We start from the raw sequence: 15,043 nt of genomic DNA on the forward strand, positions 1-15,043 counted from the left end.
CGCCCCCGCTGCACGCCCCCGGCCCCATGTTTTTACTTATTAACGGGTTCCCCCCCGGCGGCGGGGGCCGCCCCGCCCGCCACTCCTTTCGCGTCGAAGGGAGGCTGCGTAACGCGAAGAGTGCGAAAACCTCTTTCCTGAGGGCCGCAAACCGGCCTTCAGGAAACGGGTTTTCTCCCGTTTCTGGCCCACCGCCAATTGGCGGCGGGTGAAGAGACAAGAAGCCGCCGACAGGCGGCGGGCAACAAGACAGGGCCACCAAGGTGGCCCGAGATGCAAGGCGAGCCGCGGCGAGGTTCGTCCCGAGAATTGAGCTAAGGAGCGACGATGGCCCAGACCCAGACTTTCAATGGCCGCAGACGCGTACGCAAGTTTTTCGGAAAGATCCCGGAAGTTGCGGAGATGCCGAACCTGATCGAGGTTCAGAAGGCATCCTATGACCAGTTCCTGATGGTGGAGGAGCCCAAGGGTGGGCGTCCTGACGAGGGGCTGCAGGCAGTTTTCAAGTCGGTCTTCCCGATTTCAGATTTTTCCGGCTCCTCGATGCTGGAATTCGTGAAATATGAGTTCGAGGGACCGAAATTCGACGTTGACGAATGCCGTCAGCGCGACCTGACCTATGCGGCGCCGCTCAAGGTGACGCTGCGCCTCATCGTGTTCGATATCGACGAGGATACCGGCGCGAAGTCGATCAAGGACATCAAGGAGCAGGACGTCTACATGGGCGACATGCCGCTCATGACGTTGAACGGCACCTTCATCGTCAACGGCACCGAGCGCGTCATCGTCTCGCAGATGCACCGTTCGCCAGGCGTCTTCTTCGACCATGACAAGGGCAAGTCGCACTCGTCCGGCAAGCTTCTGTTTGCCGCGCGGGTCATTCCCTATCGCGGTTCGTGGCTCGACATCGAGTTCGATAGCAAGGACGTCGTGCATGCCCGCATCGATCGCCGCCGCAAGATTCCGGTGACGTCGCTGCTGATGGCGCTCGGCATGGACGGCGAAGAGATCCTGTCGACCTTCTACAACAAGATCATCTACAAGCGCGCCGGCGACCACTGGCGCATCCCGTTCAACGTCGAGCGTTTCCGCGGCCTCAAGGCCGTTGGTGACCTGGTCGATGCCGACACCGGCGAAGTCGTCGTCGAGGCCGGCAAGAAGATCACCGCCCGCCAGGCCAGGGCGCTTGGCGAGAAGGGTCTCAAGGCGATCAAGGCGACCGACGAGGATCTGCTCGGCAACTATCTTGCCGAGGATATCGTCAACTACGCGACCGGCGAGATCTTCCTCGAAGCCGGCGACGAGATCGACGAAAAGACGCTGAAAGTGCTGCTCGGCACCGGCGAGGACGAGATCAAGGTCCTCGACATCGACCACGTCAATGTCGGCGCGTATATCCGCAACACGCTCAACGTCGACAAGAACGAGAGCCGCCAGGACGCATTGTTCGATATCTACCGCGTGATGCGCCCCGGCGAGCCGCCGACGCTCGAAACCGCCGAAGCCATGTTCAACTCGCTGTTCTTCGACAGCGAGCGCTATGATCTGTCGGCCGTCGGCCGCGTCAAGATGAACATGCGCCTCGAGCTCAAGGCCGAGGATACCGTGCGTGTGCTGCGCAAGGACGACATCCTGGCCGTGGTCAAGACGCTGGTCGAACTGCGCGACGGCAAGGGCGAAATCGACGATATCGACAATCTCGGCAATCGCCGCGTGCGCTCGGTTGGCGAGCTGATGGAGAACCAATACCGCGTCGGCCTGCTGCGTATGGAGCGCGCGATCAAGGAACGCATGTCCTCGATCGAGATCGACACGGTGATGCCGCAGGACCTGATCAACGCCAAGCCGGCAGCCGCCGCCGTGCGCGAGTTCTTCGGTTCCTCGCAGCTGTCGCAGTTCATGGATCAGACCAACCCGTTGTCGGAGATCACCCACAAGCGCCGTCTTTCGGCGCTTGGACCGGGCGGTCTGACCCGCGAGCGTGCCGGTTTCGAAGTGCGCGACGTGCACCCGACGCATTACGGCCGCATCTGCCCGATCGAGACGCCGGAAGGCCCGAATATCGGCCTGATCAACTCGCTTGCGACCTTCGCGCGCGTCAACAAATACGGCTTCATCGAGAGCCCGTACCGCAAGATCGTCAACGGCAAGCTGACCAATGAGGTCGTTTACCTCTCGGCAATGGAAGAGGCCAAGCACCACGTCGCGCAGGCCAATGCCGAGCTCGACAAGAATGGTCATTTCGTCGACGAATTCGTCATTTGCCGTAACGCCGGCGAAGTGATGATGGCGCCGCGCGAAAACGTCGATCTGATGGACGTGTCGCCGAAGCAGATGGTGTCGGTGGCCGCGGCCCTGATCCCGTTCCTCGAGAACGACGACGCCAACCGTGCGCTGATGGGCTCGAACATGCAGCGTCAGGCCGTGCCGCTGGTGCGCGCCGAAGCGCCGTTCGTCGGCACCGGCATGGAGCCGATCGTCGCCCGTGACTCGGGCGCCGCCATCGGCGCCCGCCGCGGCGGCATCGTCGACCAGGTGGACGCGACGCGTATCGTCATCCGCGCCACGGAAGATCTCGATCCCGGCAAGTCCGGCGTCGACATCTACCGGCTGATGAAGTTCCAGCGTTCGAACCAGAACACCTGCATCAACCAGCGTCCGCTGGTGCGCATGGGCGACCGGGTCAACAAGGGCGACATCATTGCCGACGGCCCGTCGACCGAGCTCGGCGATCTGGCCCTCGGCCGCAACGTGCTGGTCGCGTTCATGCCGTGGAACGGCTACAACTACGAGGATTCCATCCTCTTGTCCGAGCGCATCGTCGCCGACGACGTCTTCACCTCGATCCACATCGAGGAGTTCGAAGTCATGGCCCGCGACACCAAGCTCGGCCCGGAGGAGATCACGCGCGACATCCCGAACGTCTCGGAAGAAGCGCTGAAGAACCTCGATGAGGCCGGCATCGTCTACATCGGTGCGGAAGTGCAGCCGGGCGACATCCTGGTCGGCAAGATCACGCCGAAGGGCGAAAGCCCGATGACGCCGGAAGAAAAGCTGCTGCGCGCCATCTTCGGTGAAAAGGCCTCGGACGTGCGCGACACCTCGATGCGCATGCCTCCGGGAACCTTCGGCACCGTCGTCGAAGTGCGTGTCTTCAACCGCCACGGCGTCGAGAAGGACGAGCGCGCCATGGCGATCGAGCGTGAGGAGATCGAACGCCTCGCCAAGGACCGCGACGACGAGCAGGCGATCCTGGACCGCAACGTCTATTCGCGTCTTTCCGACGTTCTCGTCGGCAAGGAAGCGATTGCCGGGCCGAAGGGCTTCAAGAAGGGCTCGAAGCTGTCGAAGGACACGCTCGACGAGTATCCGCGTTCGCAGTGGTGGCAGTTTGCCGTGGAGAACGAAAAGCTCCAGAGCGAACTGGAAGCCCTGCGTGGCCAGTACGACGATTCCAAGAAGGCGCTCGAGCAGCGCTTCATGGACAAGGTCGAGAAGGTGCAGCGCGGCGACGAAATGCCTCCGGGCGTCATGAAGATGGTCAAGGTCTTCGTGGCCGTGAAGCGCAAGATGCAGCCCGGCGACAAGATGGCCGGCCGGCACGGCAACAAGGGTGTCGTGTCGCGGATCGTTCCGGTCGAGGACATGCCTTTCCTCGAGGACGGCACGCATGCCGATATCGTGCTCAACCCGCTGGGTGTGCCGTCGCGCATGAATGTCGGCCAGATCCTGGAAACGCATCTGGGCTGGGCCTGCGCCGGAATGGGCAGGAAGATCGGCGATCTGATCGACGCGTACAAGACGGCGGGCGACATCAAGCCGCTGCGCAAGACGCTCGAGAGCTTCATGCCGGCCAACGACCGCAACGAGCCGGTCCGCGAATACGACGACGAGAGCATCGTTCGCCTCAGCGAGCAGATGCGCCGCGGCGTCTCAATCGCGACACCGGTGTTCGACGGCGCGCACGAGGCCGACATCAACATCATGCTGGAGCAGGCGGGCCTGCATACCAGCGGTCAGTCGCAGCTCTATGACGGACGCACCGGCGAACCGTTCGATCGCAAAGTGACGATGGGCTACATATATATGCTCAAGCTTCACCACCTTGTGGACGACAAGATCCACGCGCGTTCGATCGGTCCGTACTCGCTCGTTACCCAGCAGCCGCTGGGCGGCAAGGCGCAGTTCGGTGGCCAGCGCTTCGGCGAGATGGAGGTCTGGGCGCTCGAAGCGTACGGCGCCGCCTACACGCTGCAGGAGATGCTGACGGTGAAGTCGGACGACGTCGCCGGCCGCACCAAGGTCTACGAGGCGATCGTCAGAGGCGACGACACCTTCGAGGCCGGCATCCCCGAGAGCTTCAACGTTCTCGTCAAGGAAATGCGGTCTCTCGGCCTCAATGTCGAGCTGGAGAACACCAAGCTCGACGACAACCCGATCCGGCTGCCCGACGCGGCCGAATAAGCAAGACGCTCGGTCGCGGGAGAGGGCTCTCGCGACCGGGGCGCACCCAAATTCTTCGGCCGATGGCCGATCAAGTCGGCGGGCGTTTGGCCCGCGCTAGATGCAAGGGGTTTTCGAGGACCCCGAAAAGGAGAACGGCATGAACCAAGAGGTCATGAATCTCTTCAACCCCCAGGCGCCCGCGCAGGTGTTCGATTCCATCCGGATCTCGCTTGCCAGCCCTGAGAAGATTCTGTCCTGGTCGTTCGGCGAGATCAAGAAGCCGGAGACCATCAACTACCGCACCTTCAAGCCGGAGCGTGACGGCCTGTTCTGCGCGCGCATTTTTGGTCCGATCAAGGACTATGAGTGCCTGTGCGGCAAGTACAAGCGCATGAAGTACAAGGGCGTCATCTGCGAGAAGTGCGGCGTCGAAGTCACGCTGTCGCGCGTCCGCCGCGAGCGCATGGGCCATATCGAGCTGGCAGCACCGGTCGCCCACATCTGGTTCCTGAAGTCGCTGCCGTCGCGCATCGGCACGCTGCTCGACATGACGCTGAAGGACATCGAGCGGGTTCTCTACTTCGAGAACTACATCGTCACCGAACCCGGCCTCACCGCGCTGAAGGAGCACCAGCTGCTCAGCGAGGAAGAGTACATGATGGCCGTCGACGAGTATGGCGAGGATTCGTTCACCGCCATGATCGGCGCCGAGGCGATCCACGACCTTCTGGCCGGCATGGACCTCGAGAAGATCGCCGGCGATTTGCGTTCGGAGCTGGCTTCGACCACCTCCGAGCTCAAGCAGAAGAAGTACCTGAAGCGGCTCAAGGTCGTCGAGAACTTCATGGAATCCGGCAACCGTCCGGAATGGATGATCATGAAGGTGGTTCCGGTGATCCCGCCGGACCTGCGTCCGCTTGTCCCGCTGGACGGCGGCCGTTTCGCCACGTCGGATCTGAACGACCTCTATCGCCGCGTCATCAACCGTAACAACCGCTTGAAGCGGCTGATCGAGCTGCGCGCGCCCGGCATCATCGTGCGTAATGAAAAGCGCATGCTGCAGGAAGCCGTCGATGCGCTGTTCGACAACGGCCGTCGCGGCCGCGTCATCACCGGCGCCAACAAGCGTCCGCTGAAGTCGCTGTCCGACATGCTGAAGGGCAAGCAGGGCCGGTTCCGTCAGAACCTGCTCGGCAAGCGCGTCGACTATTCCGGCCGCTCGGTCATCGTCACCGGTCCGGAGCTCAAGCTGCACCAGTGCGGCCTGCCGAAGAAGATGGCGCTCGAACTGTTCAAGCCCTTCATCTACGCCCGTCTCGACGCCAAGGGCTACTCCTCGACCGTCAAGCAGGCGAAGAAGCTGGTCGAGAAGGAGCGTCCGGAGGTCTGGGATATCCTCGACGAGGTCATCCGCGAGCATCCGGTGCTTTTGAACCGCGCACCGACGCTGCACCGCCTCGGTATCCAGGCGTTCGAGCCGATCCTGATCGAAGGCAAGGCGATCCAGCTTCACCCGCTGGTCTGCACGGCCTTCAACGCCGACTTCGACGGCGACCAGATGGCGGTCCACGTGCCGCTGTCGCTGGAAGCGCAGCTCGAAGCCCGCGTGCTGATGATGTCGACCAACAACATCCTGCACCCGGCTTCCGGCGCGCCGATCATCGTGCCGTCGCAGGACATGGTTCTCGGTCTCTACTATCTCTCGATCGTCAACCAGAACGAGCCGGGCGAGGGCATGGTGTTTGCCGACATGGGCGAGCTCCAGCACGCGCTGGAGACCAAGGCGGTGACGCTGCACGCCAAGATCAAGGGACGCTTCCGCACGGTCGACGCCGACGGCAAGGTCGTGTCGAAGATCTACGACACCACGCCTGGCCGCATGATTATTGGCGAGCTTCTGCCGAAGAACCACAACGTGCCCTACGAGACCGCCAACCAGGAGATGACCAAGAAGAACATCTCCAAGATGATTGACACCGTCTACCGCCATTGCGGTCAGAAGGAGACGGTCATTTTCTGCGATCGCATCATGGCTCTCGGCTTCAGCCACGCCTGCCGTGCCGGCATTTCGTTCGGCAAGGACGACATGCTGATCCCGGACGCCAAGATCAAGCTGGTGTCCGACACCGAGGCTTTGGCCAAGGAGTACGAGCAGCAGTACAATGACGGCCTGATCACGCAGGGCGAGAAGTACAACAAGGTCGTCGACGCCTGGGCTAAGTGCTCGGAAAAGGTCGCCGACGAAATGATGGCCCGCATCAAGGCGGTCGAGTTCGAGGACAACGGCCGTCAGAAGCCGATGAACTCGATCTACATGATGTCGCACTCCGGTGCGCGCGGCTCGCCCACCCAGATGCGCCAGCTCGCCGGCATGCGCGGCCTGATGGCCAAGCCTAGCGGTGAAATCATCGAGACGCCGATCATCTCGAACTTCAAGGAAGGCCTCACCGTGCTCGAGTACTTCAACTCGACCCACGGCGCCCGCAAGGGTCTGGCCGACACCGCCTTGAAGACGGCGAACTCGGGTTACCTGACGCGTCGTCTCGTCGACGTGGCGCAGGACTGCATCGTCAACTCACTCGACTGCGGCACCGACAAGGGCCTCACCATGCAGCCGATCGTCGATGCCGGTCAGGTCGTCGCCTCGGTTGGCCAGCGCGTTCTCGGCCGCACCTCGCTCGACGACATCACCCACCCGGTCACCGGCGAGGTTCTGGTCAAGGCCGGAACGCTGATGGACGAGCGTGACGTGGAACAGATCGAAAAGGCCGGCGTGCAGTCGGTCCGCATCCGTTCGGCGCTGACCTGCGAGGTCAGGGTCGGCGTCTGCGCGGTCTGCTACGGACGCGATCTGGCCCGCGGCACGCCCGTCAACCAGGGCGAGGCTGTCGGCGTCATCGCGGCGCAGTCGATCGGCGAGCCGGGCACCCAGCTCACCATGCGTACCTTCCACATGGGCGGCACGGCGCAGGTGGTGGATTCCTCGTTCCTTGAAGCCTCGTACGAGGGCAAGGTCGAGATCCGCAACCGCAACGTGGTGCGCAACTCCGACGGCCAGCTGATGGTCATGGGCCGCAACATGGCGGTGCTGATCCTCGACGAAGCCGGCAAGGAACGCGCCACGCACCGCGTCACCTACGGTTCGCGCATCTTCGTCGACGATGGCGACAAGGTGAAGCGCGGCCAGCGTATCGCCGAGTGGGATCCTTATACCCGCCCGATCCTCACCGAAATCGAGGGCAGGGTGGCATTCGAGGATCTGGTCGATGGCATTTCCGTTCAGGAAACCGCCGACGAATCGACCGGCATCACCAAGCGCGAGGTCATCGACTGGCGTTCGACGCCACGCGGCAACGACCTCAAGCCGGCGATCGTCGTCCAGGATGCCAAGGGCAAGGTCGGCAAGCTGTCGAAGGGCGGCGACGCCCGCTTCCTGCTCTCGGTCGAGGCCATTCTTTCGGTCGAGCCGGGCGCACAGGTTCGCCCCGGCGACGTGCTGGCGCGTATTCCGATGGAAAGCGCCAAGACCAAGGACATCACCGGCGGTCTGCCGCGTGTGGCCGAACTGTTCGAGGCACGCCGTCCGAAGGATCACGCTATCATCGCCGAGATCGATGGCACGATCCGCTTCGGCCGCGACTACAAGAACAAGCGCCGTATCATCATCGAGCCGCATGACTCGACGCTTGAGCCGGTCGAATACCTGATCCCGAAGGGCAAGCCGTTCCATCTCCAGGACGGCGACGTCATCGAGAAGGGCGACTATATCCTCGACGGCAATCCGGCGCCGCACGACATCCTGGCGATCAAGGGCGTGGAGGCGCTTGCCTCCTACCTCGTCAACGAAATCCAGGAGGTCTACCGCCTGCAGGGCGTGTCGATCAACGACAAGCACATCGAGGTGATCGTTCGCCAGATGCTGCAGAAGGTCGAGATCACCACGCAGGGCGATTCGACCTACATTCCGGGCGACCACGTCGACGTGATCGAGCTGGAAGAGGTCAATGAGCGCCTGGTCGAGGAAGGCAAGAAGCCGGCCGAAGGCCAGCCGGTGCTGCTTGGCATCACCAAAGCCTCGCTGCAGACGCCGTCCTTCATCTCGGCCGCCTCCTTCCAGGAGACGACGAGGGTGCTGACCGAAGCTGCGGTTGCCGGCAAGACCGACATGCTGCAGGGGCTGAAGGAAAACGTCATCGTCGGCCGGCTGATCCCGGCCGGTACCGGCGGTACGATGAGCCAGATCCGGCGCATCGCCACCTCGCGCGACGAGTTGATCATCGACGAGCGCCGCAAGGCGTCCGGCGTCGAGGTCGCCGAGCCGATGCTGACCGACATGGCTTCCGCCGCACAGTAAGCGCGCAAGAAAGATGAAGATAGAAAAGGGGCCCAAGTGGCCCCTTTTCGCATTTTGGCTCTCCCAATCGGATCGGAGAAGAAAACGATGAGCAGGAAGACCTGGGCTTCTGTCGACGACTATATTGTCGAGGCTCTTTTCGAGGCGGATGCTGCCCTCGATGCCGTTCTGGCGGCCAACCATGATCAGGGCCTGCCGCCGATCGACGTTTCGCCGGCACAGGGCAAGCTGCTGTCACTTCTTGCGCGAATGCAGGGAGCGAAGAAGGTACTCGAAATCGGCACGTTGGGCGGCTACTCGACAATCTGGATGGCGCGAGCGTTGCCCGTGGACGGCAAGGTCGTGACGCTCGAGCTTGATCCGCACCACGCCAGCGTCGCGCGGTCGAATTTTGAACGTGCAGGGGTGTCGGACCGGGTGGAACTGCGGGTCGGACCGGCGCTTCAATCGCTTGAGGCGTTAGGCGCCGAGAATGCCGGGCCGTTCGACTTCATCTTCATCGACGCCGACAAGCCGAACAACCCGCACTATCTGTCCTGGGCGATGCGTCTTTCGAGGCCGGGGACCGTCATCGTCTGCGACAATGTCATCCGTGACGGCGCGGTGGTGAATGAAGATGGCCGCGACGCCAATGTCGAAGGGGCACGCGCGGCGTTCTCGTTCATCGGCAGCGACAAGCGTCTGGAAGGCACCGCGATCCAGACTGTTGGCGCCAAGGGCTATGACGGCTTTGCAATAGCGATCGTCGACTGAAGCTGCTACCGGCGGCGGGCTTTTGAAGGAATGGTCAATTGAACGAGGCAACCATCTGGGAATTGATCAACGCTGGCCGAGATCGCATGAGCTTTGGGCAGCGAAGACTTTGGGAGCTGATCAAGATCGATCCAGAAGAATGGCTGCATCACTCTCCTGCTGGGAGTGATCATCGCATCTGGGTCGTAGGTTTGATCGGCCGGAGCGTGATTTCGTACAATGACATTGAAGGCGGGTTCGACCGTTCAAATTTCATGCGATATGGAGAAATCACCGAGCTTGGCTGGGGGCAGGCCGATCTCGAGGTGGTGGTTCAAGATGTCATGAGCGAACTTGAACAAGGACACCGGACGGCTCCCGTTGCTTCTGCGCCTCGTCCGGGAGAATTCCCGGACCGCAAGCCAAGATGATCCGGAACTTTCAAGGTCGCCCTACCGGCGTCAGTGTCAATCGAAAAACGCATCGACCATATTGCGCTTGCCCAACATGAAGGCATCGGCGACGTGCTGCAGTGGCGCGAGGTCGACGTCGGAGGTGCCGGCGCGCACGATCTCGGCGAATCGCTTGTAGAGCATCGGGTACTCTGCTTCCGGCTCCTCGTGAACGACGCGGCCATCGACAGCCAGCTTTGAGCCGCCGCCAGAAAGTACCATCGATCCGGCCTCGGTATCGGCCAGAATGTCCCAGCTTTGCGGGCCGGTCTGGCGCCAGTCGAGTTCCATCGTCACCGGCAGACCGTTCAAAGTGCGGAAGGCGATATGGGCGGCGATCGGGGCTGCGCGGTTTTCGGGGAAATCGAGCACTGCCGAACTGATGAACATCGGCGGCAGGATGTGGGTGGCGATCGACAGCGCGTTGATGCCGGGATCGAACACGCCAAAGCCGCCGGGAGCCCAGATCCATTCCTGATTCGGATGCCAGCGGCGCACGTCTTCCTTCCAGTTGATGGCGACCGACCTGATCGTGGTCGAGCCGAGGAATGTACGCGCAGCTTCGACAGCCGGCGCATAGCGTGAATGCCAGCTGGCGAACAGGCAGACGCCGTTCGCTGCCGCCAGCGCCTTCAGGTCTTCGACCTCGCTGACCGTGGCGCCGGGCGGCTTTTCCAGGAAGACATGCTTTTTCGCCACCAGCGCCGTGCGTGCGGCGTCATAGCGAAACTGCGGCGGCATGCACAGCGACACCGCCTCGAGCTCCGGCATCGCGTCGAGCATCGCTTCGATCGTCGGAAAATTCGGGATGTCTTCGACTTTGCCGTGGCGGCTCGCTGCGGCGACCAGGCGATAATCCTGGTCCTTCGCCAAGGCCGGCAGGTGCTGGTCGCGGACGATCTTCCCCACACCGACGATGCCGAGCTTGATGGGATTAGAGGACATGGGAGCTCCGCAGGTTGAGTGTGCTTGGTTTTGCCAGAGGTCGCTTCTTAGCAGAGAACTTGTGCCGGGCAAGTCGCCGGGCTTTTGTCGCCGGCTCGTGAGATCGACCGCGATTCAGATCTCTTCAGATAGGCACATCGAACGTTACGATCGACACTTCGCCCTCGAGCGCGCCCTGATATGCGGACAGATGCGGCTCCTCGTCGGGCACGCCGTCCAGGTCGCCGATCTGATCGAGCTCGGCCTCGGCATAACCTTCCGCGGCAAGCGATTCGAGAGCGCGGCGCACCGCCGAATCGTCGTCCGGCGCGACCAGCATCACATGCACGCCTTCCGGCTTGCCGCCTTTGCGCTTCCACACCCGGCCGGTAATAATGGTGACTGGGCGCTCCTCATTGTCATTCACGGGTTCGTACCTCCGGGCGAGGGGGTTTTGGCTATTCATGCCGCCTTTTCGCACGAAGTACGGCCCGGAAACAGCCGCAAGCCGGTCACATTCTGCCTTCCTCTTGAAAAACGCCGCAAGAAAATTACATGCGTTTTTCGCATGGCTGCCAAGCCTCGGGTTCAGCGCAATATTTGCCGCTCCGGGGTTGACGGACGGTGACCATACGAGTAGAAGCCGCCCAGTCAGAACCGATGTGAGGCTCTTGCTTCCGAAGCGACACGCTTTGGAGTTTGCCTCAAACAGGGTTCGTTTTACGAGCGAAAAGACATTTCCGGCGTGCATGAAGCGGCTTCCGCTTCCTCTGCCATTTGTTCGGGCAAGACCGCGAGGCGCGGTTTGTGGCCCGAATTTGCGTATGGAAATGACGCTTTGAGCGGCCCTGACCGGGCAAGACACGGAATTGAGAGACAAGAGGGTTTAATGCCTACCGTCAACCAGCTGATCCGCAAGCCGCGCATTGCGCCGGTGAAGCGCAACAAGGTCCCGGCCATGCAGCAGAACCCGCAGAAGCGGGGCGTCTGCACGCGCGTCTACACCACGACGCCGAAGAAGCCGAACTCGGCGCTGCGCAAGGTGGCCAAGATCCGCCTGACCAATGGTTTTGAAGTGATCGGTTACATCCCCGGCGAAGGCCACAACCTTCAGGAGCACTCGGTGGTGATGATCCGCGGCGGTCGCGTCAAGGATCTTCCGGGCGTCCGTTACCACATCATCCGCGGCGTGCTCGACACGCAAGGCGTGAAGAACCGCAAGCAGCGCCGTTCGAAATACGGCGCCAAGCGTCCGAAGTGACCGAAGCGTAGCCGAGGTCGTTCCGGGCGGCGTCAAGCGACGATCCGGGATCCAGGCCACCGCGTAGAATTGAGGCAGAGAAAAAATGTCCCGTCGTCACAGTGCAGAAAAGCGTGAGATCAATCCGGACCCGAAGTTCGGCGATCTGATCGTCACCAAGTTCATGAACGCCGTCATGTATGACGGCAAGAAGTCGGTTGCCGAGACCATCGTCTACGGCGCGCTCGACCAGGTCCAGTCCAAGACCAAGCAGGAGCCGGTCACCGTCTTCCATCAGGCGCTCGACAATGTAGCGCCGCATGTGGAAGTGCGTTCGCGCCGCGTCGGCGGCGCCACCTACCAGGTTCCGGTCGACGTGCGCCCCGAGCGCCGTCAGGCATTGGCCATCCGCTGGCTGATAGCCGCCGCCCGCAACCGCAACGAGACCACCATGGTCGACCGCCTCTCCGGCGAGCTGATGGACGCGGCCAACAACCGCGGCACCGCCGTCAAGAAGCGTGAAGACACCCACAAGATGGCAGAAGCCAACCGCGCTTTCGCGCACTACCGCTGGTAAAGCGCGAACGAGACTGAAGAGGCACCTCCCATGGCCCGCGAATATAAAATCGAAGACTACCGCAATTTCGGTATCATGGCGCATATCGACGCCGGCAAGACGACGACCACCGAGCGCGTCCTCTATTACACGGGCAAGTCGCACAAGATCGGCGAAGTCCACGACGGCGCTGCGACCATGGATTGGATGGAGCAGGAGCAGGAGCGCGGCATCACCATCACGTCGGCCGCCACCACGACCTTCTGGAAGGGTCGCGACGGCAAGATGTATCGCTTCAACATCATCGACACCCCCGGCCACGTCGACTTCACCATCGAGGTCGAGCGTTCGCTGCGCGTGCTCGACGGCGCCATCGCGCTGCTCGATGCCAATGCCGGTGTCGAGCCGCAGACGGAGACCGTCTGGCGCCAGGCCGACAAGTATCGCGTGCCGCGCATGATCTTCTGCAACAAGATGGACAAGATCGGCGCCGACTTTTACCGCTCGGTCGAGATGATCGGTTCGCGCCTCGGTGCGCATGCCGTCGTCATGCAGCTGCCGATCGGCGCCGAGACCGAGTTCAAGGGTGTCGTCGACCTCGTCGAGATGAACGCGCTGGTCTGGCGCGACGAGACGCTGGGCGCAGCCTGGGACATCGTCGAGATCCCTGCCGACCTCAAGGCCCGTGCCGAAGAATACCGCGAGAAGATGATCGAGGCCGCCGTCGAAATGGACGAGACGGCGCTCGAGAATTACCTCGAAGGCAAGATGCCGAGCAACGACGAGATCCGTGCGCTCATCCGCAAGGGCACGATCGCGGTGAAGTTCTATCCGATGTTCTGCGGCTCGGCCTTCAAGAACAAGGGCGTGCAGCCGCTGCTCGACGCCGTCGTCGAATATCTGCCGTCGCCGGCCGATGTCCCGGCCATCAAGGGCGTCGACGCCAAGACCGACGCCGAGATCGAGCGTCATGCCGACGACAACGAGCCGCTGTCGATGCTTGCCTTCAAGATCATGAACGACCCGTTCGTCGGTTCGCTCACCTTTGCCCGCATCTATTCGGGCAAGCTCACCAAGGGCATCTCGGTCGACAACACCGTGAAGGGCAAGAAAGAGCGCATCGGCCGCATGTTGCAGATGCATGCTAATTCGCGCGCCGACGTCGAAGAGGCTTTTGCCGGCGACATCGTCGCCCTCGCTGGTCTCAAGGACACCACCACCGGCGACACGCTCAGTGATCCGCTGCATCCGGTCATCCTCGAGCGCATGGAATTCCCCGATCCGGTTATCCAGATCGCCATCGAGCCGAAGACCAAGAACGACCAGGAAAAGATGGGCCTCGCCCTTCACCGCCTGGCCGCCGAGGATCCGTCCTTCCGCGTCAAGACCGACGAGGAAAGCGGCCAGACGATCATCTCCGGCATGGGCGAACTTCACCTCGACATCATCGTCGACCGCATGCGCCGCGAGTTCAAGGTCGAGGCCAATGTCGGCGCGCCGCAGGTGGCCTATCGCGAGACGATCACCCGCAAGCACGAGCAGGACTACACGCACAAGAAGCAGACCGGCGGTACCGGCCAGTTCGCCCGCGTCAAGATCCTGTTCGAGCCGAATCCGGAAAGCAGCGAATTCGAGTTCGAAACCAAGATCGTCGGCGGCGCTGTGCCGAAGGAATACATCCCCGGCGTCGAAAAGGGCATCAACAGCGTCATGACCTCGGGCCCGTTCGCCGGCTTCCCGATGATCGGCGTCAAGGCGACGCTGATCGATGGCGCCTACCACGACGTGGACTCGTCGGTTCTGGCCTTCGAAATCGCCGGCCGCGCCTGCTTCCGTGAAGCAGCCCCCAAGCTTGGCGTGCAGTTGCTCGAGCCGATCATGAAGGTCGAAGTGGTGACGCCGGAAGATTACGTCGGCAGCGTTATCGGCGACCTGAACGGCCGTCGCGGCCAGATCCAGGGCCAGGAAGCCCGTGGCGTCGCGGTGGTGATCAACGCGATGGTGCCGCTCGCCAACATGTTCAAATACGTGGACAACCTTCGCTCGATGAGCCAGGGCCGCGCGGCCTACACGATGCAGTTCGACCATTACGAACCGGTCCCGACCGCGGTCGCCCAGGAAGTCCAGAAGAAATACGCGTAACTCGAAACGAGTTGCACCAGTAACTTAATTCAAGGCCCGCACGGGCTGGCAGGAATGGAGAGATCACATGGCAAAAGGTAAATTCGAGCGCACAAAGCCTCATGTGAACATTGGCACGATTGGTCACGTCGACCATGGCAAGACGTCGCTGACGGCGGCGATCACCAAGTATTTTGGCGAATACAAGCGCTACGACC

Annotated in this window: 10 protein-coding genes; 8 read left to right on the forward strand and 2 right to left on the reverse strand. The window is 62.1% G+C overall.

Features of this window, described 5'->3' with window-relative positions; genetic code table 11:
- Positions 1–327 precede the first annotated feature (327 nt).
- From rpoB to NKH23_RS33365, 4 genes are all read left to right on the forward strand, one after another.
- Positions 328–4,464 (forward strand): DNA-directed RNA polymerase subunit beta, encoded by a 4,137-nt coding sequence (gene rpoB, locus NKH23_RS33350; RefSeq protein ID WP_292662592.1) that lies wholly within the window; start codon positions 328–330, stop codon positions 4,462–4,464.
- A gap of 139 nt (positions 4,465–4,603) precedes the next feature.
- Positions 4,604–8,800, forward strand: coding sequence for a DNA-directed RNA polymerase subunit beta' (rpoC, locus tag NKH23_RS33355; RefSeq protein ID WP_353027310.1), 4,197 nt, complete (start codon positions 4,604–4,606; stop codon positions 8,798–8,800).
- A gap of 87 nt (positions 8,801–8,887) precedes the next feature.
- Positions 8,888–9,553, forward strand: coding sequence for an O-methyltransferase (locus NKH23_RS33360; protein ID WP_352722008.1), 666 nt, complete (start codon positions 8,888–8,890; stop codon positions 9,551–9,553).
- A 38-nt stretch (positions 9,554–9,591) separates the two neighbouring features.
- A complete protein-coding gene (locus tag NKH23_RS33365; RefSeq protein WP_352722009.1) occupies positions 9,592–9,963 on the forward strand; it encodes a hypothetical protein in 372 nt (123 codons plus the stop codon).
- A gap of 36 nt (positions 9,964–9,999) precedes the next feature.
- Here the strand turns inward: NKH23_RS33365 and NKH23_RS33370 are convergent, their stop codons facing one another.
- Together NKH23_RS33370 and NKH23_RS33375 are read right to left on the reverse strand one after the other, a co-directional pair.
- Complete coding sequence (locus tag NKH23_RS33370; protein WP_352722010.1) at positions 10,000–10,929, reverse strand: Gfo/Idh/MocA family protein; 930 nt, start codon at positions 10,927–10,929, stop codon at positions 10,000–10,002.
- A gap of 124 nt (positions 10,930–11,053) precedes the next feature.
- On the reverse strand, positions 11,054–11,335 hold the full coding sequence (locus tag NKH23_RS33375; protein WP_254817147.1) for a transcriptional regulator: 282 nt from the start codon (positions 11,333–11,335) through the stop codon (positions 11,054–11,056).
- A 462-nt stretch (positions 11,336–11,797) separates the two neighbouring features.
- Here NKH23_RS33375 and rpsL point away from each other — a divergent pair, with 462 nt between their 5' ends.
- The 4 genes from rpsL to NKH23_RS33395 form a co-directional block, all read left to right on the forward strand.
- Complete coding sequence (rpsL, locus tag NKH23_RS33380) at positions 11,798–12,169, forward strand: 30S ribosomal protein S12 (protein ID WP_006333356.1); 372 nt, start codon at positions 11,798–11,800, stop codon at positions 12,167–12,169.
- Positions 12,170–12,254: 85 nt separating this feature from the next.
- Positions 12,255–12,725 (forward strand): 30S ribosomal protein S7, encoded by a 471-nt coding sequence (rpsG, locus tag NKH23_RS33385; RefSeq protein WP_008875664.1) that lies wholly within the window; start codon positions 12,255–12,257, stop codon positions 12,723–12,725.
- A 30-nt stretch (positions 12,726–12,755) separates the two neighbouring features.
- Entirely contained in the window at positions 12,756–14,846 is a 2,091-nt protein-coding gene (gene fusA / locus NKH23_RS33390) for an elongation factor G (RefSeq protein ID WP_254817148.1), read from the forward strand.
- A gap of 67 nt (positions 14,847–14,913) precedes the next feature.
- The coding region (locus NKH23_RS33395) for a GTP-binding protein (protein ID WP_245513479.1) at positions 14,914–15,043 on the forward strand (130 nt) is incomplete at its 3' end.

It is taken from the genome of Mesorhizobium sp. M1328 (assembly GCF_040318075.1).
In the GTDB taxonomy this organism is placed as follows: domain Bacteria; phylum Pseudomonadota; class Alphaproteobacteria; order Rhizobiales; family Rhizobiaceae; genus Mesorhizobium.

Excerpts from the sequence above, each read along its gene's own strand:
- rpoB (WP_292662592.1), top strand. The coding sequence starts at position 328 with ATGGCCCAGACCCAGACTTTCAATGGCCGCAGACGCGTACGCAAGTTT.
- rpoC (WP_353027310.1), top strand. The coding sequence starts at position 4,604 with ATGAACCAAGAGGTCATGAATCTCTTCAACCCCCAGGCGCCCGCGCAG.
- NKH23_RS33360 (WP_352722008.1), top strand. The coding sequence starts at position 8,888 with ATGAGCAGGAAGACCTGGGCTTCTGTCGACGACTATATTGTCGAGGCT.
- NKH23_RS33370 (WP_352722010.1), bottom strand. The coding sequence starts at position 10,929 with ATGTCCTCTAATCCCATCAAGCTCGGCATCGTCGGTGTGGGGAAGATC.
- rpsL (WP_006333356.1), top strand. The coding sequence starts at position 11,798 with ATGCCTACCGTCAACCAGCTGATCCGCAAGCCGCGCATTGCGCCGGTG.
- rpsG (WP_008875664.1), top strand. The coding sequence starts at position 12,255 with ATGTCCCGTCGTCACAGTGCAGAAAAGCGTGAGATCAATCCGGACCCG.
- fusA (WP_254817148.1), top strand. The coding sequence starts at position 12,756 with ATGGCCCGCGAATATAAAATCGAAGACTACCGCAATTTCGGTATCATG.